The organism is Nonomuraea sp. NPDC049486, from assembly GCF_040676925.1.
Classification (GTDB): domain Bacteria; phylum Actinomycetota; class Actinomycetes; order Streptosporangiales; family Streptosporangiaceae; genus Nonomuraea; species Nonomuraea ferruginea.
Genome location: NZ_JBFAPV010000010.1, coordinates 85057 through 110648 on the forward strand (window position 1 = coordinate 85057; position 25592 = coordinate 110648).

General features: G+C 70.7%; 28 protein-coding genes and 1 pseudogene. 11 read left to right on the forward strand and 18 right to left on the reverse strand.

The window, feature by feature from the left end:
* Window positions 1-115 precede the first annotated feature (115 nt).
* Window positions 116-634, reverse strand: coding sequence for a hypothetical protein (locus AB0K05_RS27405; protein WP_364232777.1), 519 nt, complete (start codon window positions 632-634; stop codon window positions 116-118).
* 142 nt (window positions 635-776) lie between these two features.
* The gene (locus AB0K05_RS27410; RefSeq protein WP_364232779.1) at window positions 777-1145 is read right to left on the reverse strand and encodes a nuclear transport factor 2 family protein; all 369 of its coding nucleotides are present in this window, start codon (window positions 1143-1145) and stop codon (window positions 777-779) included.
* Between the two features lie 331 nt (window positions 1146-1476).
* On the opposite strand from AB0K05_RS27410, the gene AB0K05_RS27415 reads away from it, so the two are divergent.
* On the forward strand, window positions 1477-1797 hold the full coding sequence (locus AB0K05_RS27415) for a GYD domain-containing protein (protein ID WP_364232782.1): 321 nt from the start codon (window positions 1477-1479) through the stop codon (window positions 1795-1797).
* Window positions 1798-1986: 189 nt separating this feature from the next.
* Here the strand turns inward: AB0K05_RS27415 and AB0K05_RS27420 are convergent, their stop codons facing one another.
* Window positions 1987-2445 (reverse strand): hypothetical protein, encoded by a 459-nt coding sequence (locus AB0K05_RS27420; RefSeq protein ID WP_364232785.1) that lies wholly within the window; start codon window positions 2443-2445, stop codon window positions 1987-1989.
* A 176-nt stretch (window positions 2446-2621) separates the two neighbouring features.
* Between AB0K05_RS27420 and AB0K05_RS27425 the strand changes: the two genes are divergently transcribed.
* The 3 genes from AB0K05_RS27425 to AB0K05_RS27435 all read left to right on the forward strand — a co-directional run bounded on the left by AB0K05_RS27425 (window position 2622) and on the right by AB0K05_RS27435 (window position 4048).
* On the forward strand, window positions 2622-2990 hold the full coding sequence (locus AB0K05_RS27425) for a hypothetical protein (RefSeq protein ID WP_364232787.1): 369 nt from the start codon (window positions 2622-2624) through the stop codon (window positions 2988-2990).
* Complete coding sequence (locus AB0K05_RS27430; protein ID WP_364232789.1) at window positions 2987-3310, forward strand: hypothetical protein; 324 nt, start codon at window positions 2987-2989, stop codon at window positions 3308-3310. The genes AB0K05_RS27425 and AB0K05_RS27430 overlap by 4 nt, the downstream gene beginning before the upstream one ends.
* Window positions 3311-3418: 108 nt before the next feature.
* Window positions 3419-4048 carry a glyoxalase gene (locus AB0K05_RS27435; RefSeq protein ID WP_364232792.1) on the forward strand — a complete coding sequence of 210 codons (630 nt, stop codon included), beginning with the start codon at window positions 3419-3421 and terminating at the stop codon, window positions 4046-4048.
* 33 nt (window positions 4049-4081) lie between these two features.
* Here AB0K05_RS27435 and AB0K05_RS27440 read toward each other — a convergent pair whose 3' ends face one another.
* From AB0K05_RS27440 to AB0K05_RS27455, 4 genes are all read right to left on the reverse strand, one after another.
* Entirely contained in the window at window positions 4082-5434 is a 1353-nt protein-coding gene (locus AB0K05_RS27440) for an MFS transporter (protein WP_364232795.1), read from the reverse strand.
* 160 nt (window positions 5435-5594) lie between these two features.
* Window positions 5595-8063 (reverse strand): hypothetical protein, encoded by a 2469-nt coding sequence (locus AB0K05_RS27445; RefSeq protein ID WP_364232798.1) that lies wholly within the window; start codon window positions 8061-8063, stop codon window positions 5595-5597.
* The gene (locus AB0K05_RS27450) at window positions 8047-9339 is read right to left on the reverse strand and encodes a hypothetical protein (protein ID WP_364232801.1); all 1293 of its coding nucleotides are present in this window, start codon (window positions 9337-9339) and stop codon (window positions 8047-8049) included. Before AB0K05_RS27450 ends, AB0K05_RS27445 begins: the two co-directional genes overlap by 17 nt.
* Complete coding sequence (locus AB0K05_RS27455; protein ID WP_364232803.1) at window positions 9332-10351, reverse strand: hypothetical protein; 1020 nt, start codon at window positions 10349-10351, stop codon at window positions 9332-9334. The genes AB0K05_RS27450 and AB0K05_RS27455 overlap by 8 nt, the downstream gene beginning before the upstream one ends.
* A 391-nt stretch (window positions 10352-10742) precedes the next feature.
* Between AB0K05_RS27455 and AB0K05_RS27460 the strand changes: the two genes are divergently transcribed.
* Together AB0K05_RS27460 and AB0K05_RS27465 are read left to right on the forward strand one after the other, a co-directional pair.
* Window positions 10743-11396: a DUF4352 domain-containing protein gene (locus tag AB0K05_RS27460; protein ID WP_364232806.1), complete on the forward strand. Its 654-nt coding sequence runs from the start codon at window positions 10743-10745 to the stop codon at window positions 11394-11396.
* Window positions 11397-11517: 121 nt separating this feature from the next.
* Window positions 11518-12954 carry a cellulase family glycosylhydrolase gene (locus AB0K05_RS27465; RefSeq protein ID WP_364232809.1) on the forward strand — a complete coding sequence of 479 codons (1437 nt, stop codon included), beginning with the start codon at window positions 11518-11520 and terminating at the stop codon, window positions 12952-12954.
* Window positions 12955-12998: 44 nt separating this feature from the next.
* Here AB0K05_RS27465 and AB0K05_RS27470 read toward each other — a convergent pair whose 3' ends face one another.
* A complete protein-coding gene (locus AB0K05_RS27470; RefSeq protein WP_364232812.1) occupies window positions 12999-13301 on the reverse strand; it encodes a hypothetical protein in 303 nt (100 codons plus the stop codon).
* A gap of 118 nt (window positions 13302-13419) precedes the next feature.
* Between AB0K05_RS27470 and AB0K05_RS27475 the strand changes: the two genes are divergently transcribed.
* The gene (locus AB0K05_RS27475) at window positions 13420-14901 is read left to right on the forward strand and encodes a hypothetical protein (protein ID WP_364232815.1); all 1482 of its coding nucleotides are present in this window, start codon (window positions 13420-13422) and stop codon (window positions 14899-14901) included.
* A gap of 13 nt (window positions 14902-14914) precedes the next feature.
* On the opposite strand, the gene AB0K05_RS27480 is transcribed toward AB0K05_RS27475, so the two are convergent.
* The 5 genes from AB0K05_RS27480 to AB0K05_RS27500 are packed head-to-tail and all read right to left on the reverse strand — an operon-like array spanning window position 14915 to window position 19108.
* Window positions 14915-16738 carry an ABC transporter permease gene (locus AB0K05_RS27480; RefSeq protein ID WP_271277710.1) on the reverse strand — a complete coding sequence of 608 codons (1824 nt, stop codon included), beginning with the start codon at window positions 16736-16738 and terminating at the stop codon, window positions 14915-14917.
* 5 nt (window positions 16739-16743) lie between these two features.
* The gene (locus tag AB0K05_RS27485; RefSeq protein WP_271277692.1) at window positions 16744-17490 is read right to left on the reverse strand and encodes an ABC transporter ATP-binding protein; all 747 of its coding nucleotides are present in this window, start codon (window positions 17488-17490) and stop codon (window positions 16744-16746) included.
* A complete protein-coding gene (locus AB0K05_RS27490; RefSeq protein WP_271277691.1) occupies window positions 17487-18014 on the reverse strand; it encodes a PadR family transcriptional regulator in 528 nt (175 codons plus the stop codon). The genes AB0K05_RS27485 and AB0K05_RS27490 overlap by 4 nt, the downstream gene beginning before the upstream one ends.
* Window positions 18015-18050: 36 nt before the next feature.
* The gene (locus AB0K05_RS27495) at window positions 18051-18761 is read right to left on the reverse strand and encodes a hypothetical protein (RefSeq protein WP_364232819.1); all 711 of its coding nucleotides are present in this window, start codon (window positions 18759-18761) and stop codon (window positions 18051-18053) included.
* Window positions 18758-19108: a hypothetical protein gene (locus AB0K05_RS27500; RefSeq protein WP_364232821.1), complete on the reverse strand. Its 351-nt coding sequence runs from the start codon at window positions 19106-19108 to the stop codon at window positions 18758-18760. The genes AB0K05_RS27495 and AB0K05_RS27500 overlap by 4 nt, the downstream gene beginning before the upstream one ends.
* Before the next feature lie 77 nt (window positions 19109-19185).
* Between AB0K05_RS27500 and AB0K05_RS27505 the strand changes: the two genes are divergently transcribed.
* The gene (locus AB0K05_RS27505; RefSeq protein WP_364232824.1) at window positions 19186-20172 is read left to right on the forward strand and encodes a BtrH N-terminal domain-containing protein; all 987 of its coding nucleotides are present in this window, start codon (window positions 19186-19188) and stop codon (window positions 20170-20172) included.
* On the opposite strand, the gene AB0K05_RS27510 is transcribed toward AB0K05_RS27505, so the two are convergent.
* Window positions 20158-21348 carry an RNA polymerase sigma factor gene (locus tag AB0K05_RS27510; RefSeq protein ID WP_364232826.1) on the reverse strand — a complete coding sequence of 397 codons (1191 nt, stop codon included), beginning with the start codon at window positions 21346-21348 and terminating at the stop codon, window positions 20158-20160. The two genes, AB0K05_RS27505 and AB0K05_RS27510, sit on opposite strands and share 15 nt — an antisense overlap.
* A 6-nt stretch (window positions 21349-21354) precedes the next feature.
* Window positions 21355-21696: a YciI family protein gene (locus AB0K05_RS27515; protein ID WP_364232828.1), complete on the reverse strand. Its 342-nt coding sequence runs from the start codon at window positions 21694-21696 to the stop codon at window positions 21355-21357.
* Window positions 21697-21888: 192 nt separating this feature from the next.
* On the opposite strand from AB0K05_RS27515, the pseudogene AB0K05_RS27520 reads away from it, so the two are divergent.
* Window positions 21889-22002: pseudogene (locus AB0K05_RS27520) on the forward strand (DNA-binding response regulator); the annotation flags it as partial.
* 36 nt (window positions 22003-22038) lie between these two features.
* Window positions 22039-22824: a class I SAM-dependent methyltransferase gene (locus AB0K05_RS27525; protein WP_364232831.1), complete on the forward strand. Its 786-nt coding sequence runs from the start codon at window positions 22039-22041 to the stop codon at window positions 22822-22824.
* Between the two features lie 6 nt (window positions 22825-22830).
* Here AB0K05_RS27525 and AB0K05_RS27530 read toward each other — a convergent pair whose 3' ends face one another.
* The 3 genes from AB0K05_RS27530 to AB0K05_RS27540 all read right to left on the reverse strand — a co-directional run bounded on the left by AB0K05_RS27530 (window position 22831) and on the right by AB0K05_RS27540 (window position 25016).
* Window positions 22831-23058 carry a LapA family protein gene (locus AB0K05_RS27530; protein ID WP_148036527.1) on the reverse strand — a complete coding sequence of 76 codons (228 nt, stop codon included), beginning with the start codon at window positions 23056-23058 and terminating at the stop codon, window positions 22831-22833.
* A gap of 67 nt (window positions 23059-23125) precedes the next feature.
* Entirely contained in the window at window positions 23126-24037 is a 912-nt protein-coding gene (locus tag AB0K05_RS27535) for a hypothetical protein (protein WP_364232833.1), read from the reverse strand.
* Between the two features lie 13 nt (window positions 24038-24050).
* Window positions 24051-25016: a YafY family protein gene (locus AB0K05_RS27540; protein WP_364232836.1), complete on the reverse strand. Its 966-nt coding sequence runs from the start codon at window positions 25014-25016 to the stop codon at window positions 24051-24053.
* An 89-nt stretch (window positions 25017-25105) separates the two neighbouring features.
* Between AB0K05_RS27540 and AB0K05_RS27545 the strand changes: the two genes are divergently transcribed.
* On the forward strand, window positions 25106-25567 hold the full coding sequence (locus tag AB0K05_RS27545) for a VOC family protein (protein ID WP_364233188.1): 462 nt from the start codon (window positions 25106-25108) through the stop codon (window positions 25565-25567).
* The last annotated feature ends 25 nt before the right edge of the window (window positions 25568-25592 follow it).

Sequence of the window (25592 nt, forward strand, 5' to 3'; positions counted from 1 at the left end):
CGTCGGTAAGGCAGGCGTCAAGACCTGGTCAGCGGCTTCGGCGCGGGCGCGTGGACGCCGTCTCACCGAGGAGTCCTTCGACATGGTCGAGATCGCCGAGACCAGGTCCGGCGCGTCATCTGGGTTCGGGTGGACGGCGGGCGAGGTGCCGTTTGGAACCCGAGGTGGTCGGTCCGAGTGTGACGCCGGGCGGCAGCGGCGAGGGGCGTTTCCGGATCCTGGGAATCACGCCGACCTGGTACTGGTCCTCGTAGACGAGCTTGCCTGGATCGCTCGCCCGTACGAGGTCGCATCGCACGTCGTGCACCGACAGGAGGTCGCGCAGCGGCCTGAGACGGGCGAGCATCGCGCCTGTGGTGGCGTGTTTGAACCAGGTGATCGCGCCGATGGTGTTTCCGTCCGCGTAGAAGGGCGGCTCGGGCAGGTGTTCGCGGAACCAGTCGTCGATGTCGAAGTAGAGTTCTTCCTCCTCCGGCGTGAGCAGGTTCTTGCGTCGCAGGTGGTCGACGGCGACGAAGATGCCGACCTCGACCCCCAACCGGCCGATGTAGTCTGCCTGAAGCCGCAGGTACGGCGTCTCGTTGATCATCTGCCTGCTCCAGAGTCCGCTCGCGCCCTCGACCCCTGTCAGCATGACTCGTCCGCCTCTTTCCGAACACTCTCGACCGAGTTCGTCCAGCGCGGCGAAGGACTGGGCGGTCCGCAGGTTGCACAGTATGGACGGCGCGTATGTCTGTGACGAAGCCCCTGTGGCCCGTCTCCCATTCCTGAGCGGTTCAGTCCGAACTCAGGGTCCCTTGGTGGAAGTAGAGCCGCCAGCCCGCGTCAGTCCAGCGCCACACCGAACTCCGGCGGGCACGCCGTCCGCCGTTGTCGGAGACATAGGTCAGGTGGACCACGCCAGGGGCAAGAAGCAGCCCTGCCATGTCACTCACTCGAATGGGCTCGTCGGATTCCCGAGTGCTCTCAACCAGGCTGGCGATGATCTCCGATCGGCTCCAGAGACGGCCGGACGCGCCGATCTCCTTGAACTCCGGATGCAGGAGTTCGGCCATGAGATTCGCCGACGATCTCACGGTCGGATCGAGAAGCCGGAGCTCTCCGGCCACAGCAGCTTCCACGGGATCCGTCCGCTGGTCGACCATGCCAAGGACCTTACGGGCAACGTCTCCGGCGGGGCACCCCGGCTCCTGGATGATCAGGTCAGCGAGGCGTGTGAGTGGCGGGCGTGATCACGGCATCGTCCCGTACGGGCGGACCCGCCGTGGACGCGGCCGCAAGGAGAACCACTACGGTCATTTGTCGCCTCATAAGCTAGGGATCTTCGCAGCTGCAGGCTTCGGCGGCGTAAGGCTGCGACAGGGGAAAACCAGTACAGAGGGTGGGATTACCGTCATCTGAAGCCGAGAACTTCGATCCCGTGACCGCGATGGCCGCCCCAGTGCAGGGTGGCGGCACGAGAAGAGGGACTCGACCATGCCCAAGTACCTGATTCAGGCGACCTACACCGCAGACGGCCTCAAAGGAGTGTTGCGAGACGGCGGCACCGGGCGTCGGCAGGCGGTGGAGCGCGTGGCGGAAAGCGTCGGTGGCCGGGTCGAGCAGATGTACTTCGCGTTCGGGGAGACGGACACGTATGTGGTTCTCGACCTGCCGAACAATGCGGCTTCGGCTGCTGTGGGGCTCACGATATCGGCGACCGGGGCCGTACGGACGAAGACGACCGTCCTGCTGACGACGGAGGAGATCGACGACGCCACGCGGATGGAGGTGGCGTACCGGGCTCCTGGCACGTGACAGCCAGGTGACTGCGAGCGCCGCAGCGGTGGAAGGCCGGCTCGTGGAAGATGACCATCCAGCCGTCAGGGCCTACGCTCGTGGCCACCGCGCGTCCGCGAGCTCCGGATGATCACGCGGTGGCCGTCTCCACGCGACCCCAACGCCTCGAGATCAGTCACTGGAGTACTGGGTGGTCACCGGAGCGCGTCACGGGCACTTCGCGCGCATCTTGGGGCTCCAGCCGTTGCGGACGACGTACTTGCTTCCTGCGTAGTAGCTGACCTGGCCCTGCAGGCGGTAGGTGAAGACGGTTCCCCGCTTGCAGCCCTTGTACAACGTCTTCTTGCCGGCCCCGTACCAGGAGGCGCTGGAGATGTTCTGCCAGCCGTACCAGCGCTTGCGCTGAAGCATGATCTTGGTGCGCTGGTTGCGGGAGCAGCCTCTCGACCAGCCGGTCGCGGCCACGTGTCCCTTGCGCATCTCCGGACGGTACACACGCACCTCACGGCAGGACATCGCCGTCGAGCCGGTCGCCGCGGCGGCCGGGGTGACGGTGGTAGGTGAGCTCTGGGCGCTGGTCTGGACGGCGGCCTGCGCGGGGGCGCCCGCGGTCAGAGCCGCGGCGGCGACCGCCGCACCGAGGACCATCGTGTTGAGCGTTCGCATCGGGTTCTCCTTGGTGCTCGTCGTACTGGACACCGCGAAGGTAGCCAGGCCGATGTTGAGAATCTGTGGAGCGCCTGTTGAGCGAACGATCGGCGATCATGGTGGGCAGTCGGCGGTCGAGCGATCCGGTATGAGGGCTTGCATCCGGTACCCAGGTACAGGCTTACCGTCGACACATGACACAGGAGATCGCCCTGGACCAGGCCTGGGTGCCATCGGCGTGCACGCTGCCCACGGCCGAGCAGCCGCTGCGTGTGGCGGAGTTCGACGCCCTGTTCGCGGACGCGGTGCGGGCCGTGGCCCGGCCGGATCGTACGGCGCCGGCGCCGCGCTGGCCGAACAGCTGCTGCCGGCCGTGGCGGGATTGCTCGTCGCCGCGGCTGCCGGTATGTGGTGGCTGCGCCGTCGCCGTACTGCTTCGGCAGGGTGCGGTGGGAACGGCTGCGGGTGCTGAACAACGGGCCTTGATCGCCGGGGCGACTAGACTGATCGCCGGCAGGCGAGGTCGAGGCGATCGTGTCACGGGGGAGTTCGGGGCCGGATGACGATGGGCGCGGAAGCGGATTTCCAGCAGGTCGGCGCGGAGCTGGCTGATCTGGGTGTGGGGATCTCCAGGATGATGGGGAGGCCCGCGCTCAAGGACCGGGCGGGGAAGGTGTTCGCGAGCCTGCAGCGTGACGGCGCGATGGTGTTCCGGCTGGTCAGGGACACCCCCGAGCATGCGGCCGCGCTCCAGTTGGCCGGGGCGTCCCTGTTCGACCCCACGGGGCAGGGCAGGGTGGTGAAGGACTGGGTGGTCGTGCCTCACTCCTCGGCCGATAAGTGGACCGATCTGGCCGAGGCCGCTCTCAGCCGTCCACGCTGACCTGCGAGCGCCGCGGCGCCGGTTCCCACCGTGGGCCGGAGCCGGCATGACCAGACCGATCAGGATTCGAGAAGTGGGGATCACCGGGCCGCGTCTAGCGTGACTGCTATGGCTTCCATCGAATTCGTCACCCTAGAGGTTGCCGACCCCACGGCGGCCACCCGGTTCACCACCACTGTTCCCGGTTCGGACGCTTGGTTGCGTCTGCGGGCCTCGGAGGCGCCGACGACCGGCTTCCGCGGGTTCACGCTGTCGCTCGTCGTGTCCCAGCCGGCCACCGTCAACGGTCTCATCGATGCCGCCGTCGACGCCGGTGCCACGGCGTTGAAGCCGGCCGCGAAGTCGCTGTGGGGGTATGGCGGTGTCGTCCAGGATCCGGGCGGGGCGATCTGGACGGTCGCCTCCTCGTCGAAGAAGGACACCGGCCCGGCCTCCCCGCAGATCGACGAGATCGTGCTCCAACTGGGAGTGGAAGACGTGGCCGCCAGCAAGAAGTTCTACGTCGACCGCGGTTTCTCCGTGGCGAAGAGCTACGGCCGCAAGTACGTCGAGCTCGCCACCCCGTCGAGTCCCGTCAAACTGTCGCTCTACAAGAGGCGTGCCCTGGCGAAGGTCGCCGGCGTCGCTCCCGAGGGCACCGGATCGCACCGGCTCGCCATCGGCGGTGACACCGGGCCCTTCACCGACCCGGACGGCTTCGTCTGGGAGCAGGCGGCTCCCGCTGGCCACGGAAAGTGACCGGGGGCACTCGCCCCGCGGTCTGCGGGGTGGTCAGGAGTCGCGGGCGTCGTCGAGGACGCGGGCGGCCTCTCGTTCGTACGGGGCGCGGGCGGCCAGCACCACCAGGCCGCCCAGGATCATGGGCACGATCAGCGCGTACATGGCCATCAGGAGGGAGCCGGTGGCGTCGGAGGTCATGCCGATGATCAGCGGACCGAAGGCGACGCCGATCGTCAGGAGCAGCTGCAGGACGGCGAAGCCGACGCCGCGCGACCTGGCCGTCACCACGTCGGCGATGCAGGCCGTGCACGTGGGGATGGCGGTGGCGGAGATCGTGACGGCCAGCAGGATGAGGGTCACCATCGCGACCGGCGAGTTCATCAGCAGGGCGACGCCGAGGAGAGCCGAGCCCACGGTGATGCCGGAGCCGCCGATGAGCAGCCGGCCGCCCTTGACGCGGCCGTGCACCCGCTTCCCGAAGTGGGTGCCGATCAGGGTGCCGGCCAGCACGCCCACGATGGTGACGCCGCCGCTGATGCTGCTGGCGACGCCGGTCTGCATGCCGAGGACGCGGACCATGAGGGAAGGCAGCCAGTAGTAGACGCCGCCGAGGCCGAGGGTGAGGATGCTCACGCCGACGGAGACGAGGACGAGGGTGCGGGTGGCCAGGACCTGGCGGAGCTGGGGCCAGAAGAGCAGTTTCGCCTCGGCTTCCCGCGGTGGCGCCGGGTCCTGCCGGGGTACGGACGCGGCGGCCATGATCTTGTCGATCTGGCCGCGTTCCGGCTCGCGCAGGCGCCAGACGAGGAGGGCGGTCAGCGCTCCCGGGATCGCCATCAGCACGAAGGCCGCCCGCCAGCCGAAGGCCTGCCCGATGACGCCGCCCAGCAGGGTGCCGACGCCGCCGAGGTAGGAGGTCATCCGGGTCCAGCCGTACACCTGCATGCGGGTCGCGGCGGGGTAGAAGTCGGCGAGCAGGCTGCTGACGGCGGGGTTGTCGATGTTCTCGGCGGCGGCGAGCAGGACCCGCATGAGGTAGAAGACGGCGAACCCGGCGGCCAGGCCGGTGCCGAGGGTGGCCAGAGCCCAGCAGAGCACCACGATTCCCAGGATCCTGGTGCGGTTGTAGCGGTCGGCGAGGTAACCGGCGGGCAGGGCGACGAGGGTGGCGGCCAGCGCCGCGGCGGTGGGGATGGATCCCGCCGCGGTGTCGCTGAAGCCCCATTCGGCCTGGACCAGAGGCAGTACGCCGGACAGCAGGTTGGCTTCGATGCGATCGACCATGCCGACGACGAACAGGACGATGAACGGCCCCCACCCGAAGGGGTTGGGGTCGGTCGGGCTGATGCCGCCGGGCGGCGGGGATCCGAGTCTGCGGCGTTCGCGGGCGACGGCCTTGACCATGACTTCTCCTCCGCGGTGGGCGCTCCCCGGGGTGGGGCTCCGGGCACGGAAAGCGCCAGAACACGGTTCTAAAACAGTGTTCTAGGAGGAGTGTCGTACATCACACTCTGTTTCACCAGTGCTGAGCGGTGCCTGTGAAACGGATGAGCGTCGCGCGCCTTCAGCCGATCGACGCGCGCTCGTACGCGTCATAGCTGTCGCGCACGGCTGTGCCGCCCGCGGCCAGGGCCCGCAGCAGCGCCGCCAGCCTGGCGGGTCCGTCGCCGGGCGGCGTACGGTCGAGCGCGGCCCGGCACAGGTCCCGCAACTCCTGCTTGGTGCGCTGCCCGCGCAGGACACCGTCGAAGAACTGGTCCGCGCAGGCGTACAGGGCGCGGACGGCCGTCGCCGACTCGGTCTCCAGCTCCTCCCGCAGGCGGCCGAGCGCCTGCTCGACCATGTCGGTGAGCGTCTCCGACACCCACTGCGCGGTCTCCTCCGCGCGCTGCCGGGTGGACACCACCTTCAGCGCGGCCTCCACGGTCAGCCCTTCGGTCCTGTGGTCGACGAAGTCCTCCTCGGGAGCCGGCCTGGAGTCCGAGCCGGTTCCCTTCTTCCTCGCCCAGGTGGGCACGTCGTCGTCCGGGTCCGTACGGCGGGCGTCCTCACGCGGCGGGTCGTACGAGCCGCCCTCCCGCGCGTGGCCGCCGGGGATCTTCCCCCTGACGTCGATGTCCATCACGATCGGCTGCACGATCCGCAGGAACAGGCTCCGGACCCCGTAGCCGGTGCTCAGGTCGGCCAGGTCGGCCACGGTCGTGGCGAGGGCCACGTGCCCGTCGCCGCGCAGCGACTCGGCCAGCACCGTCAGCGAGCGCCGCTCCGGCAGCGTCTCCTCCGGCAGATGGCTCCACAACGCCTCTGTCACCTGCTGCTGCAGCTCGACGATCGCCTGGTCCATGGAGGCGTCCACGACCTTCTTGAAGGTGTCGGACACGTAGTGGCGGCTGCGGATGAACTCCTGCTCCACGGTGTCGAGCCGGAGCATCTTGGCGTCGGAGCGGACCTCGCTGAGCCACTCGCCGGGGGCGCTGTGGCCGAACCCGGCGGCCATCCACGCCCTGACCTCCTCGACGGCCTTCTCCACCGCCGCGTCGAGTTCGTCCGTCCGCCTGCCTTCCTGCACCCGCCGCAGGTAGTCGTCCGCGATGTCGCCGAGGGCGTCCGAGAGCCCGCGGCGGATCCGCGTCACGAGCTCGCTGACGAGCGCGTCCTCCGTGGGCAGGGCGACGTTCTCCCGCCGCAGCGTCTCGGCCAGGCCGGCGACCGCCTCGACCGCGCGGCGCCCGGCCGCCTCCGTGCCCTGCCGCGCCGCGCCGAACGCCGCCTGGTCCATCGTGGCCAGCCGCGCGGCCAGATGCGACAGGACGGGGACCAGCACACGCTCGCGTACCTCGTGCTCCTGGACGACGTCGGCGGTCAGCACTTGGATGCCGTGCATGCCCACGGCGCCGCGGGCCTGCTGGGTCGCGGTGTCGAACTGGCTCTTGGTCAGGTCGGTGTGCTCGGCGTCGTGGTTGAGCAAGATGATCATGAAGTCGCCGATGGCCGCTCCGGCGCTCGCGGCGCGCGCGAGCCGCTGGATCTCGGTGTCGCTCTCGCTGAAGTGCACCGTGGTCTGCCGGGGCCGTTTGATCTGCAGCAGCAGGTCCACCTCGTTCCGCAGGTCCTGCATGAACTGCTGGGCCACGTCGATGCCCCGCTCCTGCGTGCCGGGGAGGTCGATCAGCGTGAGATCGCGTACGGGATTGTTCGGGAACGGGCAGTAGATCCGGACGTCGCGCACGGCCAGGTAGGGGCGCGGCGCGTCCACCGGGCCCGAGGCCGGGGGATAGGAGACGTGCGCGGCCACCTGGTCGAGCGGGATCTCCCGCACCTGGTCGCGGACCAGGTGCGGCTCGTAGGAGCGCAGCGACGCCCGCGCCTCGTGGAGCCGGCGCAGGTGCTCGGGGGCGGCGGTGAGGTCCCGGCCGGCCGACCGGGGGTCGCTCCGGTAGTCCTCCCAGGTCGGATAGCGGTAACGGGCGAACTCCGTGATCGTGTACGGCAGGCTCAGCCCCAGGGCGTCGTGGCGCGGCCTGAGATAGACGTCCCTGAACTCGGCGAAGTCCCGCAGCACGACCTCCGCGCGTGCGGTGTCGGAGTTGGAGATCCGGCTGCGGGTCGCGGTGGTGGGCAGCGAGTCCCGCGAGGTCGGCAGGACGTCGACGGGCAGGCGGTCCAGCCCGGAGATCGCCCGGAGCAGCGTGCTCTTGCCCATCTGGGTCTGACCGACCACGCCGATGTTGAGCGTCGTCCGCGAGGTGCGTCCCCGGACCGCCTGCAGCTGCCCGGCCGCCTCGGTCAGCTCCGCCAGCACGGACCGGGCGTCGCCCTCGTCGAGGAAAGCCCGCAGGGCGGTGCTCAGCCCGGGGCTCAGCTCGTGGGCCGCGGCGTCGCGCCTGGCCTCCTCGGCCAGGGCCACCAGGTCCGCGAACGCCTGCCGCAGCGCCTCCCAGGCCGTGTACGACTCCTCCGCCTGTGCCTGCCCTGCCCGGCGGGCGTCCAGCACGGCGTTGATCCTGGCCTGAATCTCAGAAGCGTCCACCATGCCTCGCCATCTCTTCGTCGGGCTCTTGCGCGGATCTCCAGACGTACGCGGTCATGCGCGCGGTCCGCTCTCCCTGCTCCGTCACCCTGATTCCGATGAGCCGGCCCTTTTCGCCGATCATCACGCAGGTCACCTCGTGGGGGCCGGCCGGGACGTGCGGCGCCGGGTGCGGGTACATGTCGGCCTTCCGGCATCCGGGGAGGGTGCGGGCCGTGCCGGTCAGGATGGGGGTCTTCGGGGCGAAGTCCAGCGAGACGCCGGTTCCGCGGCGGTAGCTCACCCACGGGCCCTTGCCGGTTTCGAAGCCGGGGACGAGCCGTTTTCCGGCCTGGTCCTTGAGGGTGAGGGGCTGGTTGACGATCCTTCGCCCGGTCTGCGGACGCTTCGGCGCCGCCGGGACGGTTGACCGGGTGGCGGGCTCGGGGGCCGACGCCTCCAGCGGGGCGCGCGAGGAGACGGCCACGCCGACGACCAGCAGGACGAACACGGCCGCGCCGCCGAGCAGGATCGGGGACGATCCGTTCTTGCGGGGTGGCCCGGGGGTTCCGGCGACCGGCGGTGGTGGTCGGCGTTCGGGGTGCTCCAGGGGGTGGGGGTCGACGGGGCCCACGCGCTTTGAAGGCTCCAAGGGGCCGGAGCGGTCGAGACGGGGGACGCCGCGGTCGAGTACGCCCAGGTGGGTGACGCCGGCACCGGGCCGCCCCGCCGCGCTCCAGCCGAGCATGACACTGGCCGGGGCGGGGCTCGCCAGGGCGTGGTTCCACACGATGTCCCAGTCGTTCACGTGGATCACCGGCGGGAGCACGAGGTGCGGATCGACCGGAGGCGGCGGGGCGACCGGCCACGGTGGCGGGCCCGGCCGGCCGGGGTCGGGCCGTCGCACCGCGCTGACAGGAGCGTTCCAGACGGGCTCCATGTGGCGTTCGTAGACGGCTCCGGCCCAGGCGGGGTAGTGGTCGTACAGGTCCGGGAACTCGGGACCGCCGCTGTCGGCGGCGGAGAACCAGCCGACGAAGCAGTACATCTCCCTGCTGCCGTCGGTGTGCATCGACCGGCTCAGTTCGATCGCCTGGCAGGCCACTCCCACCAGCCGCGCGCCCGGCCGGACGGTGATGAGGAAGCGGGGACGGCCCTCCAGTCGCCTGCCGCCGGCGATGACGGTGTGGATGGCGTTCTCCAGCCACTGGCGGTCGGCGCCCGGCGGGCGGACCCGCCACCACACGTCGGCCCCGGCGGTACGGCCGAAGACCACCGGCGCCCAGGTCTGCTCAGGCACGGCGGCCGGCCGCCCAGCGGGCCGGCGACCCGCCCTCGAACACGCGCAGGTTGCCGAGCCGTGCGGCCAGCGCGGAGATCGCCTGGGTGGACTGGTCGTAACGGCGCTGGTTGTGGCCGATCTCCGCTTCGACCGCCCGCAGCTCCTGCTCCAGCCGTAGCCGCTGGTCGCGTACGGCGCGCCGGCTGCTCTGGGGCAACGCGGCCAGCCGCTCCTTGAGGCTGCCGCGCTCGGCCGCGAGCTTCCCCAGGTGCTGATCGTCCAGGTGGGCGGCGGTCCGGTAGTAGTGCGTCATGGTGAACATGAGCGGCAGGTGGACGTCGTTCGGGTCCACGCCGTCCGGCCGGACGTTGCCGTCCGGCAACGTCTGCAGGGGACCGACCGTGACGGGGCAGACGGCGGTGCACACGCGCGGCTGGAAGGCCACCGGCAGCAGGTTCCTGACCTCGTCGACGACGCCGGTCAGGGTCCGCCCCGGGCCGCCGCCCCAGTCGATGAGGTCCGCCTTCGTGATGAGGATGGTAATCGACGGCCACGCGAGCCCGCGCGCGGTCCTGCGGGTGAGAGTTTCCGTGATCACACTGGAAATGCGGTGGGTGACCATCGCGCGGGCCAGTGGTTCGCGGCGTTCGGGGGTCACGGGCTTACGGAAGTGCTCCCCGTCGAGCGTCACGAAGATGGCCTGGGAAAGCGATATCTTGTTGAGCAGCGTTTGTGTGTCGAGCGAGCCGTCCACGCCGACGAAATCGTGCAGCGCGCCCCCGCGGAAATCGGTCCAGTCGAGCAGCGCCGACGGATTCATCTCCCGCGAGAAGACGAATCGGTAACTGATCGGCTTGACCGACGTCTGCGGCAGCGAAGTGCCCTGGCCCAGGTCATGCCAGCTCTCCAGGATCTGGACATCGGCATTGTTGGTGACTTCGTGAAGGTTGCAATTGCCGACACCGCGCGTCATCGTCGCGTACAGCGCATGCAGATAAGTGGATTTTCCGGAACCCGGGGCGCCGATCATAGAGACCGTGAGCGTGGGTAATTCTTGCATGCGACCCCTCCCCTGTCGGCATGACGCCCTCGAATTTGACATGCGATCGGCCGGGACGGAATGGCGGATAGCTAAGAGTGGCCAAGTCGTTACCGCAACTGGAATGGTCGGGAATTTGTCCGGCAGGCCGTCAGGTATAGCGGGCGGTGAGAAATTCAATTTAACGCCGGTGTCGGCCGGGGTGTCCGGAAACGGACACATGGTCACGTCAACCGGACCCGCTTTTGGAACGTCCCAAGTAGTCGGATCTTCGTCTCAGGAGCGTCCCATGGGTCATCCGTACCAGCCGCAAGAGCCGTACGGTCAGCAACCGTACGGATACAGCGGGCCCCAGCAGCCGCCATACGGGTATATGCCGCCGATGGGCCCACCCCCGCCGAAGCGCGGCAACGTGGGCCTGATCGTGTTGCTCGCGGTCGGTGTCCCGTTGCTGCTGCTGGGTGGGTGTGCCGCCGTGCTGATGGCGTTCTCGGACGTGGGCGGCGGTCGCGAGAGCGTGGTGACGGAGACGGACCTGGCCGCGTCCAGCGCGCCGACTGTCGGGGAAGAGGCCGACCGGCAGGAGCCTGCGGAGCCGCCCGCGCGGCAGCAGCAGGCCGCCGCCGCGGTGGGTGGGACGATCACCCTTGAGGGGCGGGATCCCGGGCTGCGGATGGCGGTGACGGTGAAGCAGGTGGTGAACCCCGCCACGCCCGAGCACGACTTCATGAAGCCGAAGACGGGCAGCAGGCTCGTCGCCGTGCAGGTCATCCTGTCGAACGTCGGGCAGGCGGTGTACAGCGACTCTCCGACGAACGGCGCGATGCTGATCGACGGCGAGGGGCAGCAGTACCGGTCGTCCTACCACGAGGTCCGTGAGGGGCGGTCCTACGGTGGCGGCTCGACGATCAACGTGGGCGACACCCGCAAGGGCATGATCGTGTACGAGGTCCCGGAAGGGGCCGAACTGGCCAAGTTCCAGTTCGCGCTGGACTCGGGCTTCGCCGATCAGAAGGGTGAGTGGACGCTCGGCTGACGCTGACCGACCCCCTTTTCTGGAACTTGGGCCTTGTGTGAGGGTTCCGTGTCAACCTATGCTGCGCCGCACGTTAAGAAACTTTCCTAACCGAATATGCCCCGGAGAATCGGAGTCGTTCGTGAGGCGAAGTGCAGGTGCGAGGATCTTCGCGGTCGTGGCCGCGCTGGTGGCGCCGTTGATGGTGCCCTCCGGCGCGAGCGCGGCCGTGGCCGACCCGCTGGTGTCGCAGGGCAGGCCCGTCACGGCCTCCTCGGTCGAGGCCGCCGGCCTGGAGCCGGACAAGGCGGTCGACGGCAACGCGTCCACGCGGTGGGCCAGCGCCGAGGGGGTGGACCCGCAGTGGATCCGGGTGGACCTCGGCGCCGCGCACACCATCTCCCGGGTCCGGCTGACCTGGGAGGTCGCCCACGCCAGGGCGTACCGGGTGCAGACCTCGCCCGACGGCTCCACCTGGAGCGACGTCTACTCCACCGCCGCCGGTGACGGGGGGACCGACGACCTCACGGTCAGCGGCAGCGGCCGGTACGTGCGGGTGTACGGCACCCAGCGCGGCACCCAGTGGGGCTACTCCCTGTGGGAGCTGGAGGTCTTCGGGACCCCCACGGGAGGCAGCGGCGGCGGCACCCCGGTCCAGGCCAACGGGCAGCTGCGGGTGTGCGGCATCAAGCTCTGCAACGAGAACGGCAAGCAGATCCAGCTGCGCGGCATGAGCAGCCACGGCATCCAGTGGTACGACCAGTGCCTCAACAGCGCGTCGCTCGACGCGCTGGCGAACGACTGGAAGGCCGACGTCCTGCGCATCTCGATGTACATCCAGGAGGGCGGGTACGAGACCAACCCCCGGCTGTTCACCGACCGGGTGCACTCCCTGATCGAGATGGCCACCGCCCGCGGGATGTACGCGATCGTCGACTGGCACATGCTCACCCCGGGTGACCCGATGTACAACCTCAGCCGGGCCAAGACCTTCTTCACCGAGATCGCCCAGCGGCACGACGGCAAGAAGAACGTCCTGTACGAGATCGCCAACGAGCCGAACGGCGACGCCGTCACCTGGCCCGTCATCCGTGACTACGCGCACCAGCTCATCCCGGTGATCCGGCAGCACGACGCCGACACCCCGATCCTGGTCGGCACCCGCGGCTGGTCGTCACTCGGCGTCTCCGCCGGCGGCAACGAGACCGAGATCATCAACAACCCGGTCAACGCGGCCAACATCATGTACACGTTCCACTTCTACGCGGCCTCGCACGACAGCCTGTACCTGAACACGCTGTCCCGGGCCGCCGACCGGCTGCCGATCTTCGTGACCGAGTTCGGCACCCAGACCGCGTCCGGCGACGGGGCCAACAACTTCGCCAGGTCGCAGCAGTATCTCGACCTCATGGCCCAGAAGAAGATCAGCTGGGTGAACTGGAACTTCTCGGACGACTTCCGTACGGGCGCCGTCTTCACCACCGGAACCTGCCCGAGCGGCTCGTTCGCCGGGACGAGCAGGCTCAAGGAGGCCGGTGTCTGGGTCCGCGACCGGATCCGCACCGCCGACGACTTCTGACGCGACACGGGCGCCCCGTCCCGTGACGGGGCGCCCGCGTGGCATCAGTCCGAGGTCACGGGGCCACGCGCGACGCGCCAGAGCAGATACGCCTGCAGCAGGCCCGCTCCGGTGAGCAGCACGATGAGCAGTACGGGGTTGTCCAGCTGCGGCGGGACCCAGTGCCATCCCCACCAGATGAGCGGCCCGAGCGGGAATGTGACGACCATGAGGGCGAAGCCGGACAGCAGGATCGGGTCCTGGACGGTCAGCAGGATCACCGCCGAGGGGATGCCGAGGAGCATCACCAGCCCGGCGTAGAGACCGGCGAGAACCGCGGCGAGCCGGCCGTTCCTGTAGCGCCTCATGCGGTCACGCTCCTCGGACGCTCCGGAGGGAGACGAGCGTATCCCATCGAAGCCGGGCCATGATCGTGGCGGCGAGCCATGGGTTAGCGTGTAGGCAAACGCTTTCCCGGGGGTTGGCATGGGCACCACCGCTCTCGACGGCGACGCGCCGTTCGCCCGTCACCATCACGACTACTCACCCTGGTCCTTCTGGGACGAAGCCGGTCAGGAAGAACAGGACAGGCAGCTCGAACTCCAGCGCGCTCTCACCGGACGGCACGCCGGTTACGAGTTCGGCGAGAGGTGCTTCGTCTCCGAGCTCGCCTCGGTGCAGAACGAGGAGCTGCGGCTCGGCCCGCGCACCTACGTCGCCGCCGGCGCCTACCTGAGCGGCTCGGTGCGGACGGGACGCGACTGCTCCATGAACCCCTACACCGTCGTCCGGGGCGACGTGCGGCTCGGCGACGCGGTCCGGATCGGCGCCCACACCTCGCTGCTGGGGTTCAACCACACGATGTCCGATCCCGACGTCGAGGTCTTCCGGCAGCCGCTCACCAGCCGGGGCATCGAGATCGGGGACGATGTCTGGATCGGCTCCCACGTGGTCGTCCTGGACGGTGTCACCGTCCGCGCCCAGTGCGACGCGATCGAGATCGCCGACCTGCTGCTCGGCCGGGCCCCCGGCCCGATGCCGGCGGACGAGCAGGCCGACCGGCTGCGCTCCTGGCAGGACCCGGCGACGGGCCTGGTGGGGACGCTGCTCGCGGACGGCAGCCAGAGGAGGCCGGATCCAGGCTTGGCGGAGACGCCGGATGGCGGCCCACGGCCCCAGCCGGGGCTGTCCGATCCGGATGTCGGCTACCACGTCCTGTGCGTCGGCTACGCGCTCGACCTGCTCGGCAGCCGGTTCCCCGCGCCGGTCCGGCCCGTCGCCGACATGGAGGCCGGCGACCTGATCGCCTTCCTGGAGAGCCTGCCCTGGACGCGGGACGCCTGGGGGGCGGGGCACTGGGTCGACATCCTGGGCACCGCCATGCTGTGGAACGGCGGACGGGGCCGTCCCGGGGCCACGGAGGCCCTGTTCGGATGGCTGGTCACGCACGCCGATCCGGACACCGGGATGTGGGGTTCGGCGCGGCCGATCGACGGGCTGCTACGGATCGTCAACGGCTTCTACCGCGCGTCGCGCGGCACCTTCGCCCAGTTCGGGGTGCCGCTGCCGTACCCGGAGCGGGTTGTCGACACCGTGCTGCGGCACGCCCGCGACCCCCGGTACGTCCGCCCGGAGCGGCAGAACGCCTGCGACATCCTCGACATCGCGCACCCGCTGTGGCTGACCCGGCACACCGGCTACCGCGCCGAAGAGGTGACGGCCCTGGCCAGGACCCTGCTCTCCGACGCGCTGGGGCACTGGACCGACGGCCAGGGCTTCGGGTTCCAGGCCCCGCACCCCACCACGGCCGGCGTCGCCGCGACCGTGCCTGGGCTGCAGGGGACCGAGATGTGGCTGGCGATCCTCTGGCTGCTGTCCGACCTCGCGGGCGTCGCGGACGCTCTCGCGTACCGGCCGCGCGGCGTGCACCGCCCCGAACCCGCCGTGGAGCGCCCTCGTACCGCGTAGGGCACGGCGTCACTCAGCCGGTCCGGAGGGTTTCGGTCACGGGGCGGCGGGCGCCGAGTCGGGCCGGGACGGAGGTGAGCGCCGCCACCACGAGGACGGCCGCCAGCACCAGGGCGAGTAGCTGCCAGAGCGCGGGAAGCGTGGCCCTGCCGCTGTCACCGCCGCTGATCGCGTTCACCGCGGCGAACAGCGCGAAGCCTCCCGGGAAGGCGCCCAAGACGGCGCCGGCGAGCGTGGGCAGCACCTGCGCGGCGGTCAGTGCCGTACTCACCTCGCGAGGGGTGGCGCCGAGGGCGCGCGCCAGTGCGGACCAGCGCCGGTTGTCGAGCACCGTCGCCCAGGTGATGACGACGGCGTTGACCGCCGTGAGGGAGAGCAGGATGACCGTCCAGACCAGGAGCACGTGGCGCAGCACGGCCACCTGGGAGTCGTCATATCCTCCGGCGAGTGGTTGGTCGCCGAGGAAGGCGTCGAGCACAAGGAGGACGTAGATCCCGCTGACCGTGATCGCGATACTGGCCACGGCCAGCGCGACCCGTCGCGGCCGGCGGGCGGCGATCCGCGAGGCGAGGAGCAGCGGGACGGGCAGTCGCGCGGAGATCGCGATCAGCCAGCCGACGCGGCGGGGTGGGCGTGGCGAGTCGGCCAGCATGTCGACGGTGCTGGAGCGGGCCGCGCGCACGGCCGGGACGACGGTCGCGACCAGCGCGACCCCGAGTGCCACGGCGGTCACGGAGGCGGCCGTCGACCACGTCATCGACGGCGTGCCCGCGCTGCCGACCAGGCCGGCACCGGGCTCGGTGAGCAGCGGAGCGGTCAGCGAGCCGATCGTCAGACCGGCGGCGGCCGCGACGGCGGCCACCAGGACGTACTCCGCGAGCAGCACGGCGGCGACCAGGCCCGGGGTGCCGCCGGCTGCCTTGAGGAGCCCGACGCGCCGGGTCTGATCGGCCATCCGGCCGCCGACCAGCACCGAAAGGCTGGCCACGGCGAGCAGGCCGAGCAGCCAGGCTCCGATCAGCAGCAGGATCTGGGAGTCCTCGGCGAGCTCGGTCGCGTCGTCGAGGATGGTCTGCCAGGGCTGCATGGGCAGATCGCCATGCTTCGTGTCGGCGAACGCCTGGGCCTCGCCCGGGTCGGCCAGCTTCAGGTTCATCACGTACGACAGCGAGTCCGGTCCCGCGGCGAGGCCCCGCACGTCCGCCTGGGTGAGCCAGACGAGGCCGGGATTGTGCGACAACCCCGCGGGCAGGGCCCTGTCGTCGGGCACGACGCCGTGCAGGCAACCGGCGGCGACCAGGCACGACCCGCCCGGATAGGGCGCCATGGAGGCGGTGACCGCGACACCGACGACCTCGAACGACCGGCCGCTCAGCGTGACCGGATCGCCGACGCGCAGCTCGAACGCACGGGCGAAGGCGGCTTCGACCACCACGCCGCCGTCGCTGACCCAGCTGCCCTCCACCAGCTCGGGCTGGTCGACCGACGCGGGTGTGGCGTCGCGTCCCACGGCCTGCACGTCTGACGTCCGCCGGGACGCCTGGAGCTTCGCCGCGGTGACCGGGTACGGTCCGCCGTGGTCGACGACGTCGGGGTCGCCGGCCAGTTCCTCCAGGAGGGGAAGCTCCGACGGCCGGCTTGCGCCCGCCACCACGTCGGGACCGGCGGTCGTCTCCCGGGTGCTCTGGTACGGATGGGCGGCCGCGTCGCGCAGGACGAGCCCGAGTGTCAACGTCGTGGTGGCCGCCATGATGGCGAGCAGCATGAGCACGGCCTCGACGCGGCGCCGCCGGAGGTCGCGCACGGCGAGGCGGCCCACGAGCAGGATGCGGCCCATCACCTTCAGTCCTCCAGCCCGGCGAGGGCGCCGAGCCGCCCGGTGGTGCCGCCGGTCAACCAGGTCTCGTCCACCAACGCGCCGTCGCGCATCGAGAGCAACCGGTCCGCGGTGGCGGCGATCCGCGCGTCATGGGTGACGATGACCAGCGTCTGGCCGGCTGCGTGGAGGCCCTCGAAGAGCTGGAGGACGTCCAGGGTGGCGGCGCTGTCCAGGTTTCCGGTCGGTTCGTCGGCGAGGACGACCAGCGGCTCGTTGCTCAGCGCGCGGGCGACCGCGACCCGCTGCCGCTGGCCGCCGGACAGCGTGGAAGGCAGGAAGCCGGACCTGCCGGCGAGCCCGACCCGCTCCAGCAACTCCTCGGCACGCCGTCTGGCGGCCCGGGGCGAGCGTCCGGCCAGGAGCGCCGCCAGCTCGACGTTCTCCACGGCGGTGAGCTCCTCCATCAGGTGGAAGGACTGGAAGACGAAGCCGACGTCGGTCCGTCGCATCCGTGACAGGGCCTTCTCGCTGAGGTCGTCGACGCGGCGGCCGTTCAGCGACACCTCGCCGCCCGAAGGCCGGTCCAGACCGCCGAGCAGGTGCAGCAGCGTGGACTTCCCGCAGCCGCTGGGCCCCATGATCGCCACCGTCTCCCCGGCGCGGATGTCGAGATCGACCTCGTCGACGGCGCGCACGAGTCCGTCCCCCGTGCCGTACTCCTTACGTAACCCGCGGGCGGACAGCACGGGCGGGTCGGCGGCGATGGTCACGATCCACTCCTTCGATGGGTCCAGTCCTTCTCACATGCCTCCAGCCAGCGCAGGTCCGCCTGGAGCCGGAGCACGATGCCCTCCAGCAGCAGCGCCGGGTCGGAGCGGTCCGGCTCGGCCATGGCGGCGCGCTGGACGTCACGCAGCCGGCGCAGCAACTCACGGCGCTGGGTGTCGACGACGGCGAGCGGGTCGGCCAGCCGGGCCGACGCGGCCGCGATCAGCTTGAGATGGAACTCCGCGAGGTCGGGCTTGGGCCAGCTGACCTCGGCGATCCACTCGGCGACCCGCTGCTGGCCGTCGGGGGTGAGCGCGTACACCTTGCGATCCGACCGGTCGGCGCCGCCGGCGGTCTCCTCGACCGCGATGAGGCCGGCCTTCTCCAGCCGGGTGAGCGTGACGTAGACCTGCCCGGCGTTCATCGCCTCACCGAGAGGACCGAGCGCGTCCCGCAGCCGCGCACGCAGCTGGTAGCCGTAGGAGGGCTCCTTGGCCAGCATCGCCAGCACCACTTCTTGCCGCATCGCGACCCCCTAACCGTTAGCCTCTATAGCTAACGGTTAGCCTCCACCCCTGTCAAGCCGGCCGGCCCTTCCGCGACCGGCGAGATGCGAGGAGAAACGGACCGCCCCTGCCGCCAGCACCGGCATCCCGAGGGCCCAGCAGCGCAGGAACGCCCAGACTTCCTGGTTCGTATGCTCACCGTTGCCCTGGATCTCTGGTGCGAGAGAAGAGGCGATCGTCGGCAGCAGGAGCAGCGCGAAGCCCGCGAACAGAAGCGCCGCGCCGGCCGCGGTCGACTGGCGCGGCCGGTACGGGCGGGCCGCCAGCAGGGTCAGGGCCGCGGCGCAGACGACGGCGGGCAGCGCCACCTTGCCCGCCCAGTGCAGCAGCATCGTCGTCGTCCAGTACCACCGCTCGGCCGGAAGCGGATCCAAGAAGTACAGCATGGGGGCCGGGGGGCCGAGAAGATCTCGCACCGTGCCGAGGAGGCCGCCGCCGACGAAGGCGAGGACGAACACCGGCAAGCGCCGCCCGGTACGGAGCACGGCGAGGGCGCCGGCGGCGGCGAGCAGGCCGAGGAGCACGCCCTTGGTGGCACCGTAGGCGAACGGGATCCACTTGTTCCACGGGTAGTTCCCGACCGTGATCGCCGTCCAGGCGCCGACGGCGCCCCATGAGACGACCCCGACGGCGATCCCGACGCACAGCAGGTCCCAGACGCGGCTGTCCCGGTCGCGTGCGGGGTTCGGTAAGAAGGGGTGGGTCACCAGTCGCGCCATTCGTCCGTGAGCTCGAACCGCTTGATGCCGCGACGGGCCGCGAGCACGTCGAGGTCTATCCCCGCCTCGGTGAGCACGTCGTCGATGAACTCGCACAACTCCTCCCGCTCGACGGTGTCGAAGTCGTGGTCGTGCGTCCCGTCCACGGCGTTGAGCCCTTCGACCACCCGCCGGATCGCCGCGAAGACCTCGTCGTCGGAGGGCGAGCCGAAGCGCCGTACCTCGGCCTCGAAAGACGTCAGGACCCGTTCGGCCGCCGCCACGAACGGCTCCGGATAGGGCGCGGCGAAGTCGGCGACATGTGCGCGCCAGGTGTCTGTCGGTCTCCTGATCATTGCGTGATCGTAGGCCGATTGGACTCTCCCACGGGGGGAGGCCCCATGCTGGTGACCGGACACGAGGAGAGCGGCGCATGACCATCGTCAAGGACATCGAGGCCCGCGGCCTGCACCACTGCGAGACGACGGCGCTCGGGGTGCTGCTGCGGCACGAAGGGCTCGATCTGTCCGAACCTCTGCTGTTCGGGCTGGGGTCGGGACTGTCCTTCGTCTACTGGGACAGCAAGAGCATGCCGTTCCCGTTCCTCGGCGGCCGCGTCAAGCCTTTCGAGCTCACCAGGAACCTGGCGGCCAGGCTGGGTCTGACGTTGACGGTGAAGGAGACCGCCTCACCGCGCAAGGCGTGGGAGAACGTGGCCGCCCCCATCGACGCCGGCCGGCCGGTCGGGCTCCAGCTCGACTCGTACCATCTGGACTATTTCTCGACAAAGGTGCACTTCGGCGGCCATGTCGTCGCCATGTACGGCTACGACGAGCAGGACGTCCACCTCGTGGACACCGGCCAGCAGGGCGGAGCGGTGCGCACGAGCCGGGCCGGCCTCGCCAGGGCACGGGCCGAACGCGGCCCGATGACCGCCAGGCACCGGTCCTTCACCATCACCCTGCCGGCTCACCCGACGCCACCCTGGCAGGGACAGCTCGCCGGCGCCATCAGGGACTGCGCCGACGCCTTCCTCGCCGCGCCCATCGCGAACATGGGACACCGCGGCATCGCGAAAGCCGCCAAGCAGGTGCCCCGATGGCTGCTCCGCGCCGACGACCCGGCGCGGGACCTGCCGCAGGCCGCCCTCCTCATGGAGAAGGCCGGCACCGGCGGCGCCCTGTTCCGCGTCCTCTACCGCGACTTCCTCGAAGAGTGCGCCGGGCTGATCGACGACGGCAACCTCCGCGCGGGTCACAGGCTGTACGCCGAGGCCGCCGTCCTGTGGACGGACGTGTCCATCCTGATCGCGAAGGCGGGGGAGAGCGGCGACGCGGCGCACCTGGAGCAGGCCGGGGCCATCCTCCGCGATCTCTCGCGCGTCGAGGAGGACGCGATGCGGCGGCTACGGCTGCTGTAGCCGGCCGCGCAGGAAACGACGCTCCGCGTCGGTGGGCGCGAGGTCGAGCGCCGTCCGGTAGTGGCCGGCCGCCTCCTGCCCGCGGCCCGCGCGTCGCAGCAGGTCAGCACGGGTGGCGTGCAACAGGTAATAGCCGTCGAGCCCGGTGATCCCGTCGACCAGGCGGAGCGCCGCCTCGGGCCCGCTGACCATGCCGATCGCCACGGCACGGTTCAGCTCCACGATCGGGCTCGGCGCGATGCGCGCGAGCTCCGCGTACAGCCCGGCGATCTGCGGCCAGTCCGTCCGGGAGGCGAGCGGCGCGGTCGCGTGGCACGCCGCGATGGCCGCCTGGAGCTGGAACGGCCCGGCGCGGCCCCGCCGCAGCGCCCGCTCGCAGATCGCGGCGCCCTCCGCGATCCGCGCCAGGTCCCACAGCGTGCGGTCCTGTTCGTCGAGGGTGACCAGATCTCCGGCCGCGTCCACGCGCGCCGGTCGCCGGGCGTCGTGCAGCAGCATCAGCGCGAGCACGCCCTGCGCCTCGGGTTCGTCGGGCATCAGCGCCGTCACCACCCGCGCCAGGCGGATGGCCTCCTGGCAGAGCCGGGCCTTCGCCGGATCTCCGTACCCTTCGTTGAACAGCAGGTAGAGCACGTGCAGCACGGCGGGGAGGCGGTCGGGCAGCAGGTGCGCGGGCGGCACCCTGAAGGGGATGGCCGCGTGCGCGACCTTCTGCTTGGCGCGGAAGATGCGCTGGCCCATGGTGCGTTCGGGCACCAGGAACGCCCGCGCGATCTCGGCGGTGCTCATGCCGGTCAGGCTCCGCAGGGTCAGCGCCACCTGGGCATCGAGGTTCAGTGACGGATGGCAGCAGGTGAACATGAGCTCAAGGCGCTCGTCAGGGATCTCGCTGTCGCGCAGGTAGGGCGGTGGTTCCATGGCGGCCGCCTCCCGCAGCTTCGCCGCCTCGCCGGCCGCGCGGCGCATCCGGTCGATCGCGCGGTGACGGGCCGTGGTGGTCAGCCACGCCAGCGGCTGGTCGGGCACCCCGGACTCCGGCCATTTCTGGAGCGCCTTGGTGAACGCGTCCTGCGCGCACTCCTCGGCCAGGTCCCAGTCGCCGCCGGTGAACCGGATCATGGTGGCCACGATCCGGCTCCACCCGTCGGCGTAGATCCCGGCGATCTCGTCCTTCACCTGCGGCTAGTCCTCGCCGTCCGTCCAGAACGGACGCAGCTCGATCATCCCGGCCCACGCCATCGGGTGCTTGGACGCGACCTCGATGGCCTCGTCGAGGTCGGCGCAGTCGATGACGTCGAAGCCGGCGATCTGGTCCTTGGTCTCCGCGTACGGACCGTCGGTCAGCAGCACCTCACGGTTGCGGACGCGGACGGTGGTCGCGTCGCTCACCGGGCGGACGCGCTCGCCCATCAGCCGGATGCCCTTGCCGTCCATCTCCTTGACCCAGTCCTCCACGTCCGGGGCCCCGTCGTCCTGGCCGGGCTTGTAGTCGGGATCGGTGCACACCAGCATGAGGTACTTCATCGGGCTGCTCCTGTCGTGTGTTCGGTTGTTTCGCTGTCTTTCGTCGGATTGACGAACGGGAGAGGCTCTCCACTACAGCTCACCTCAGGATTTTTCCGACCGCGCCAGGCGAGGGCCACCCGGCCACTCCCTGGTGATCGATCTCCGGCGGTGTGACGGTCCGGAATCTCCCGTTCGCGCCGCCCTCGACCGGTGATCAGCCAGGAAACCGTCAAGACGTACGTGTCGCGCATCCTCACCGAGCTCGACCTGCGTGACCGCGTGCATACGGTGGTCCACGCCTACCGCGACGGGCTGGTGACCTGACGCGGTCACCGGCGCGGCGCTGCCAGGATGGGGAGCATGTCCCGCGATCTCCGAGCCACCTTCGACCGGGCGGCCGCCACCTACCAGGACGCACGCCCCGACTACCCCGCCGAGCTCTACGCCGATCTGCTGGACGTCACCGGGGTCCCCCCCTCCGCCCACCTGCTCGAAGTCGGCTGCGGCCCGGGGAAGGCCACGCTGCCGCTGGCCCGGATGGGCTTCCGGATCACCGCCGTCGAACTCGGCGCCGCCCTGGCCGCCGAGGCGCGACGCCGGCTCGCCGGATTCTCCGGCGTCTCCGTCATCACGTCGTCGTTCGAGGACTGGGAGCCGCGGGACCGTTTCGACCTCGTGTACGCGGCCACGGCCTGGAAGTGGGTGGACCCGGAGGTCAAGTACGCCAAGGCGGCCTCCCTCCTCACCCCGGGCGGTCACCTGGCCGTGTGGAACGCCGACCACGCGATGCCGTCGGACTTCGACCCGTTCTTCACCGAGATCCAGAAGACCTACGAAGAGATCGGCGAAGGCCACGACGGCCCGTGGCCCGGGCCGACGCCCGAGGAGCAGGACGACCCCATGGCCGCCGAGTTCGACGCCTCCGGACATTTCACGGTGGTCGGGACGAAGCTCTACGTATGGGCGTTGCGCTACACGGCGGACGAGTATCTCGCCCTGCTCGACACGTTCTCCGGCCACATCGCCATGGAGCCGGACAAGCGCGAACATCTCTACCGGCAGATCCGCCGCCTCCTCGCCGCCCGCCCTGACGGACGGCTCACCCGCCACTGGTCAGCCGTCCTCACCGTCGGCCGACGCCTGTGACCTGTTTCATCCGCCCCGGCGGCCCATCAGCGCGCCGATGACCATCCCGATCGCGGTGCAGACCACCAGAGTGATCCACAACGGGGCGACCAGCACGATCATGAAGAGCTGGATGGTCGCGTCCTGCTGGTTCTGCACGATGAACACCACCGCCAGGATCAGCAGGACGAGCGCCATCCACAGGCGCGGCGGCACCGCCCGGAGCCGGCTCGCCGGCTTCTGCCCTGTCACCATGTGTTCCCCCCGGATGCACACAGAGCCCTGGAACGCAGCCCTACCCGAGAAACCGCCGGTGATGTGGTCACTCCGCGCCGAAGTCGAAGGCGACGTCGGCGAGATGGACCGCCTCGACCACCGGGTCGTCGAGGAGCTCGCGCAGGTCGGCGAGTTTCCAGCGGTCGACGACGAGCCCGTGGACGACGCCCTCCTCGGCCGCCGTCACGAGCCACCCGCGGGCCAGTCCGAACTCGTGCAGATCGTCATCCTCGTCGAGGATCCCCACCCACTCGCGGTACGCGGCCAGCGCCGCCTCGGGTTCGGTCTCGCACTGATAGGTGGTGGCCTCCCAGGTGTGGTTGGCCATGTCGCGGTTCCAGACGACCGCGTTGAGTGAGGGCGGATCACCGGAGTCGTCGAAGTAGGACGGCGAGTAGATGTAGGAGACGTCCTCTCCTCCGCAGATCTTGTGGCGCCGGTTGAAGGCGACGAGTTGCCCGGCGGTCACGGAGTCGGCGAAATCCACGACCGCCACGGCGTCGAGCGTCCGCGGCAGCCCGTCGATGATGTCGCGGGACGTCTCCGCCGCCGTCCCGGAGACGCCGTCGGGATCCGCCTCCACGGAGTCGATCGCGCCGGCCAGGCTGCCGGAGGGTCCGTCGAGCTGGGGCGCCCGGACTGTTCCGAAGACGTCCTCCACGATCTCGTAATCGGTGCCGCCCTCGTCGGGACCGGCCCCGCGCGGCTCTCCCCACAGCGTGTAGGTCGTCGTCAGGAGGCTGCCGCGATCGAGGTAGCCGTGCATGCGCTCGTCCGGGTTGGCGACGCGCGCCGCCGTGCCGTACACCTGGGCGATCCGCTCGTCGCCGGTCTCGACGAACAGCGGTAAGGCCCGGTCGGCCACGACTAGGGCCAGCCAGAGCGCCGCGGTGACGGCCAGGACCTTGAGCAGCGACCTGCCCACGTACGCCCAGTCGGGCTCCCTCGCGTTCGTCACCGCGCGCTCCTCCCTAGTGGTCCGACGCCGGTGCGCCGGCGGTCAGCAGTTTCTCCGCGAGTACGCGACAGCGGCTCGCCAGCTCCGGCGGGTCGAGCACCTCGAAGTCGTGCCCGAGCAGCAGCACGTGCATGAGCACCGCGTCGAGGCTGCCGGCGCCGCTGATCACCTCGCAGCGCCCGCTCCCTCGCGGCCGTACGACGGCGGCCGACGCCGGGACCTGGGCGCGCACCGTACCGGCGGGCGCGTGGACGAGGAAGCGCCCCCGGTGCGGGTAGACCCGGCTCGCCACGCCCTCCTGCACGTACGAGGCCGCGTCCGGCGCGGGGCGCGGGCGGAAGCGCCAGGTGCGGGCGGACACGTCGGTCATCCGGTCGAGACGGAAGCTGCGCCAGCCGTCGCGATCGAGGTCGTAGGCCAGGAGATACCAGCGCCGTTCGGAGGCGACCAGCCGGTAGGGCTCGACCCGCCGCCGGCGCACCTCGTCCCCGGACGGATAGCCGAAGCCGGCCTCGACCTCGTCGCGGCAGGCCCCGGCCAGCGTCATGAGCACCTCGGGGTCGACCGGCGCGCGGCCCGCGGCGAAGGACTCCACCGACCCGGAGAGCGCGCGCACCTCGTGCCGCAGCCGCGTGGGCAGCACCCGGTCGAGCTTGGTCAGAGCGCGCAGCGCGGCGTCGCCGGCGACCGCGCCGCCCGCGCCGGCCAGCAGCGAGACGACGGTGGCGATCGCCTCCTCGTCGTCGAGGAGGAGCGGCGGCAGGTCCTGCCCGGGGCCGAGCCGGTAGCCGCCCCCGACGCCCTGCCCGGCGTGCACCGGGTAGCCGAGGGCACGCAACCGCCCGACGTCCCGCCGTACCGTCCGCGAGGTGACACCGAGCCGGTCGGCGAGCTCGGGGCCGGTCCAGACCCGGCGCTGCTGCAGCAGGCCGAGCAGGGCGAGCACCCGCTCCGTCGTGCTCCGCTCGTCACCGGCCATGTCGCCCACCCTGTCAGATAGCGGACCGATCCTGTCCTCCAGAGGATGACAGCATGGACCCGAACCACCACGACGAACGGAGCGATCCGATGAGCCGCCATATCCAGGTCACCTTCGACGCCCACGACCCTCGGGCGCTGTCGTCCTTCTGGCGCGACGTCCTGGGCTACGTCCACCCCGGCCCGCCCGGCGTCGACCTGCCCGAGGGCGCCGACCCGCTGGCCGCGTGGGACGACTTCCTCGCGCGGGCCGGCGTCCCGGAGGACCGGCGCAACACCAGGTCGGCCGTCGAGGACCCGGACGGCCACGGCCCCCGGCTGTTCTTCCAGCAGGTGCCCGAGGACAAGGTCGTCAAGAACCGCGTGCACCTCGACGTGCGCGCCGCTCCCGGGCTGCAGGGGGAGGAGCGGATGGCGGCGCTGGAGGCCGAGTGCGACCGGCTCGTCGCGCTGGGCGCGAAGAGGGTACGGCGTGACGAGCCCGATCTTCCGCTGACCGCCGGCACCATCGTGATGACCGACCCCGAGGGCAACGAGTTCTGCCTGGACTGATGCCGAATGGGCTGGATGCCCTGAA

Coding starts and splice junctions, on each gene's coding strand:
- AB0K05_RS27405 (WP_364232777.1), bottom strand. CDS start 634: ATGCTGACAGGGGTCGAGGGCGCGAGCGGACTCTGGAGCAGGCAGATG.
- AB0K05_RS27410 (WP_364232779.1), bottom strand. CDS start 1,145: ATGGTCGACCAGCGGACGGATCCCGTGGAAGCTGCTGTGGCCGGAGAG.
- AB0K05_RS27415 (WP_364232782.1), top strand. CDS start 1,477: ATGCCCAAGTACCTGATTCAGGCGACCTACACCGCAGACGGCCTCAAA.
- AB0K05_RS27420 (WP_364232785.1), bottom strand. CDS start 2,445: ATGCGAACGCTCAACACGATGGTCCTCGGTGCGGCGGTCGCCGCCGCG.
- AB0K05_RS27425 (WP_364232787.1), top strand. CDS start 2,622: ATGACACAGGAGATCGCCCTGGACCAGGCCTGGGTGCCATCGGCGTGC.
- AB0K05_RS27430 (WP_364232789.1), top strand. CDS start 2,987: ATGACGATGGGCGCGGAAGCGGATTTCCAGCAGGTCGGCGCGGAGCTG.
- AB0K05_RS27435 (WP_364232792.1), top strand. CDS start 3,419: ATGGCTTCCATCGAATTCGTCACCCTAGAGGTTGCCGACCCCACGGCG.
- AB0K05_RS27440 (WP_364232795.1), bottom strand. CDS start 5,434: ATGGTCAAGGCCGTCGCCCGCGAACGCCGCAGACTCGGATCCCCGCCG.
- AB0K05_RS27445 (WP_364232798.1), bottom strand. CDS start 8,063: ATGGTGGACGCTTCTGAGATTCAGGCCAGGATCAACGCCGTGCTGGAC.
- AB0K05_RS27455 (WP_364232803.1), bottom strand. CDS start 10,351: ATGATCGGCGCCCCGGGTTCCGGAAAATCCACTTATCTGCATGCGCTG.
- AB0K05_RS27460 (WP_364232806.1), top strand. CDS start 10,743: ATGGGCCCACCCCCGCCGAAGCGCGGCAACGTGGGCCTGATCGTGTTG.
- AB0K05_RS27470 (WP_364232812.1), bottom strand. CDS start 13,301: ATGAGGCGCTACAGGAACGGCCGGCTCGCCGCGGTTCTCGCCGGTCTC.
- AB0K05_RS27475 (WP_364232815.1), top strand. CDS start 13,420: ATGGGCACCACCGCTCTCGACGGCGACGCGCCGTTCGCCCGTCACCAT.
- AB0K05_RS27480 (WP_271277710.1), bottom strand. CDS start 16,738: ATGGGCCGCATCCTGCTCGTGGGCCGCCTCGCCGTGCGCGACCTCCGG.
- AB0K05_RS27490 (WP_271277691.1), bottom strand. CDS start 18,014: ATGCGGCAAGAAGTGGTGCTGGCGATGCTGGCCAAGGAGCCCTCCTAC.
- AB0K05_RS27500 (WP_364232821.1), bottom strand. CDS start 19,108: ATGATCAGGAGACCGACAGACACCTGGCGCGCACATGTCGCCGACTTC.
- AB0K05_RS27505 (WP_364232824.1), top strand. CDS start 19,186: ATGACCATCGTCAAGGACATCGAGGCCCGCGGCCTGCACCACTGCGAG.
- AB0K05_RS27515 (WP_364232828.1), bottom strand. CDS start 21,696: ATGAAGTACCTCATGCTGGTGTGCACCGATCCCGACTACAAGCCCGGC.
- AB0K05_RS27525 (WP_364232831.1), top strand. CDS start 22,039: ATGTCCCGCGATCTCCGAGCCACCTTCGACCGGGCGGCCGCCACCTAC.
- AB0K05_RS27530 (WP_148036527.1), bottom strand. CDS start 23,058: ATGGTGACAGGGCAGAAGCCGGCGAGCCGGCTCCGGGCGGTGCCGCCG.
- AB0K05_RS27540 (WP_364232836.1), bottom strand. CDS start 25,016: ATGGCCGGTGACGAGCGGAGCACGACGGAGCGGGTGCTCGCCCTGCTC.
- AB0K05_RS27545 (WP_364233188.1), top strand. CDS start 25,106: ATGAGCCGCCATATCCAGGTCACCTTCGACGCCCACGACCCTCGGGCG.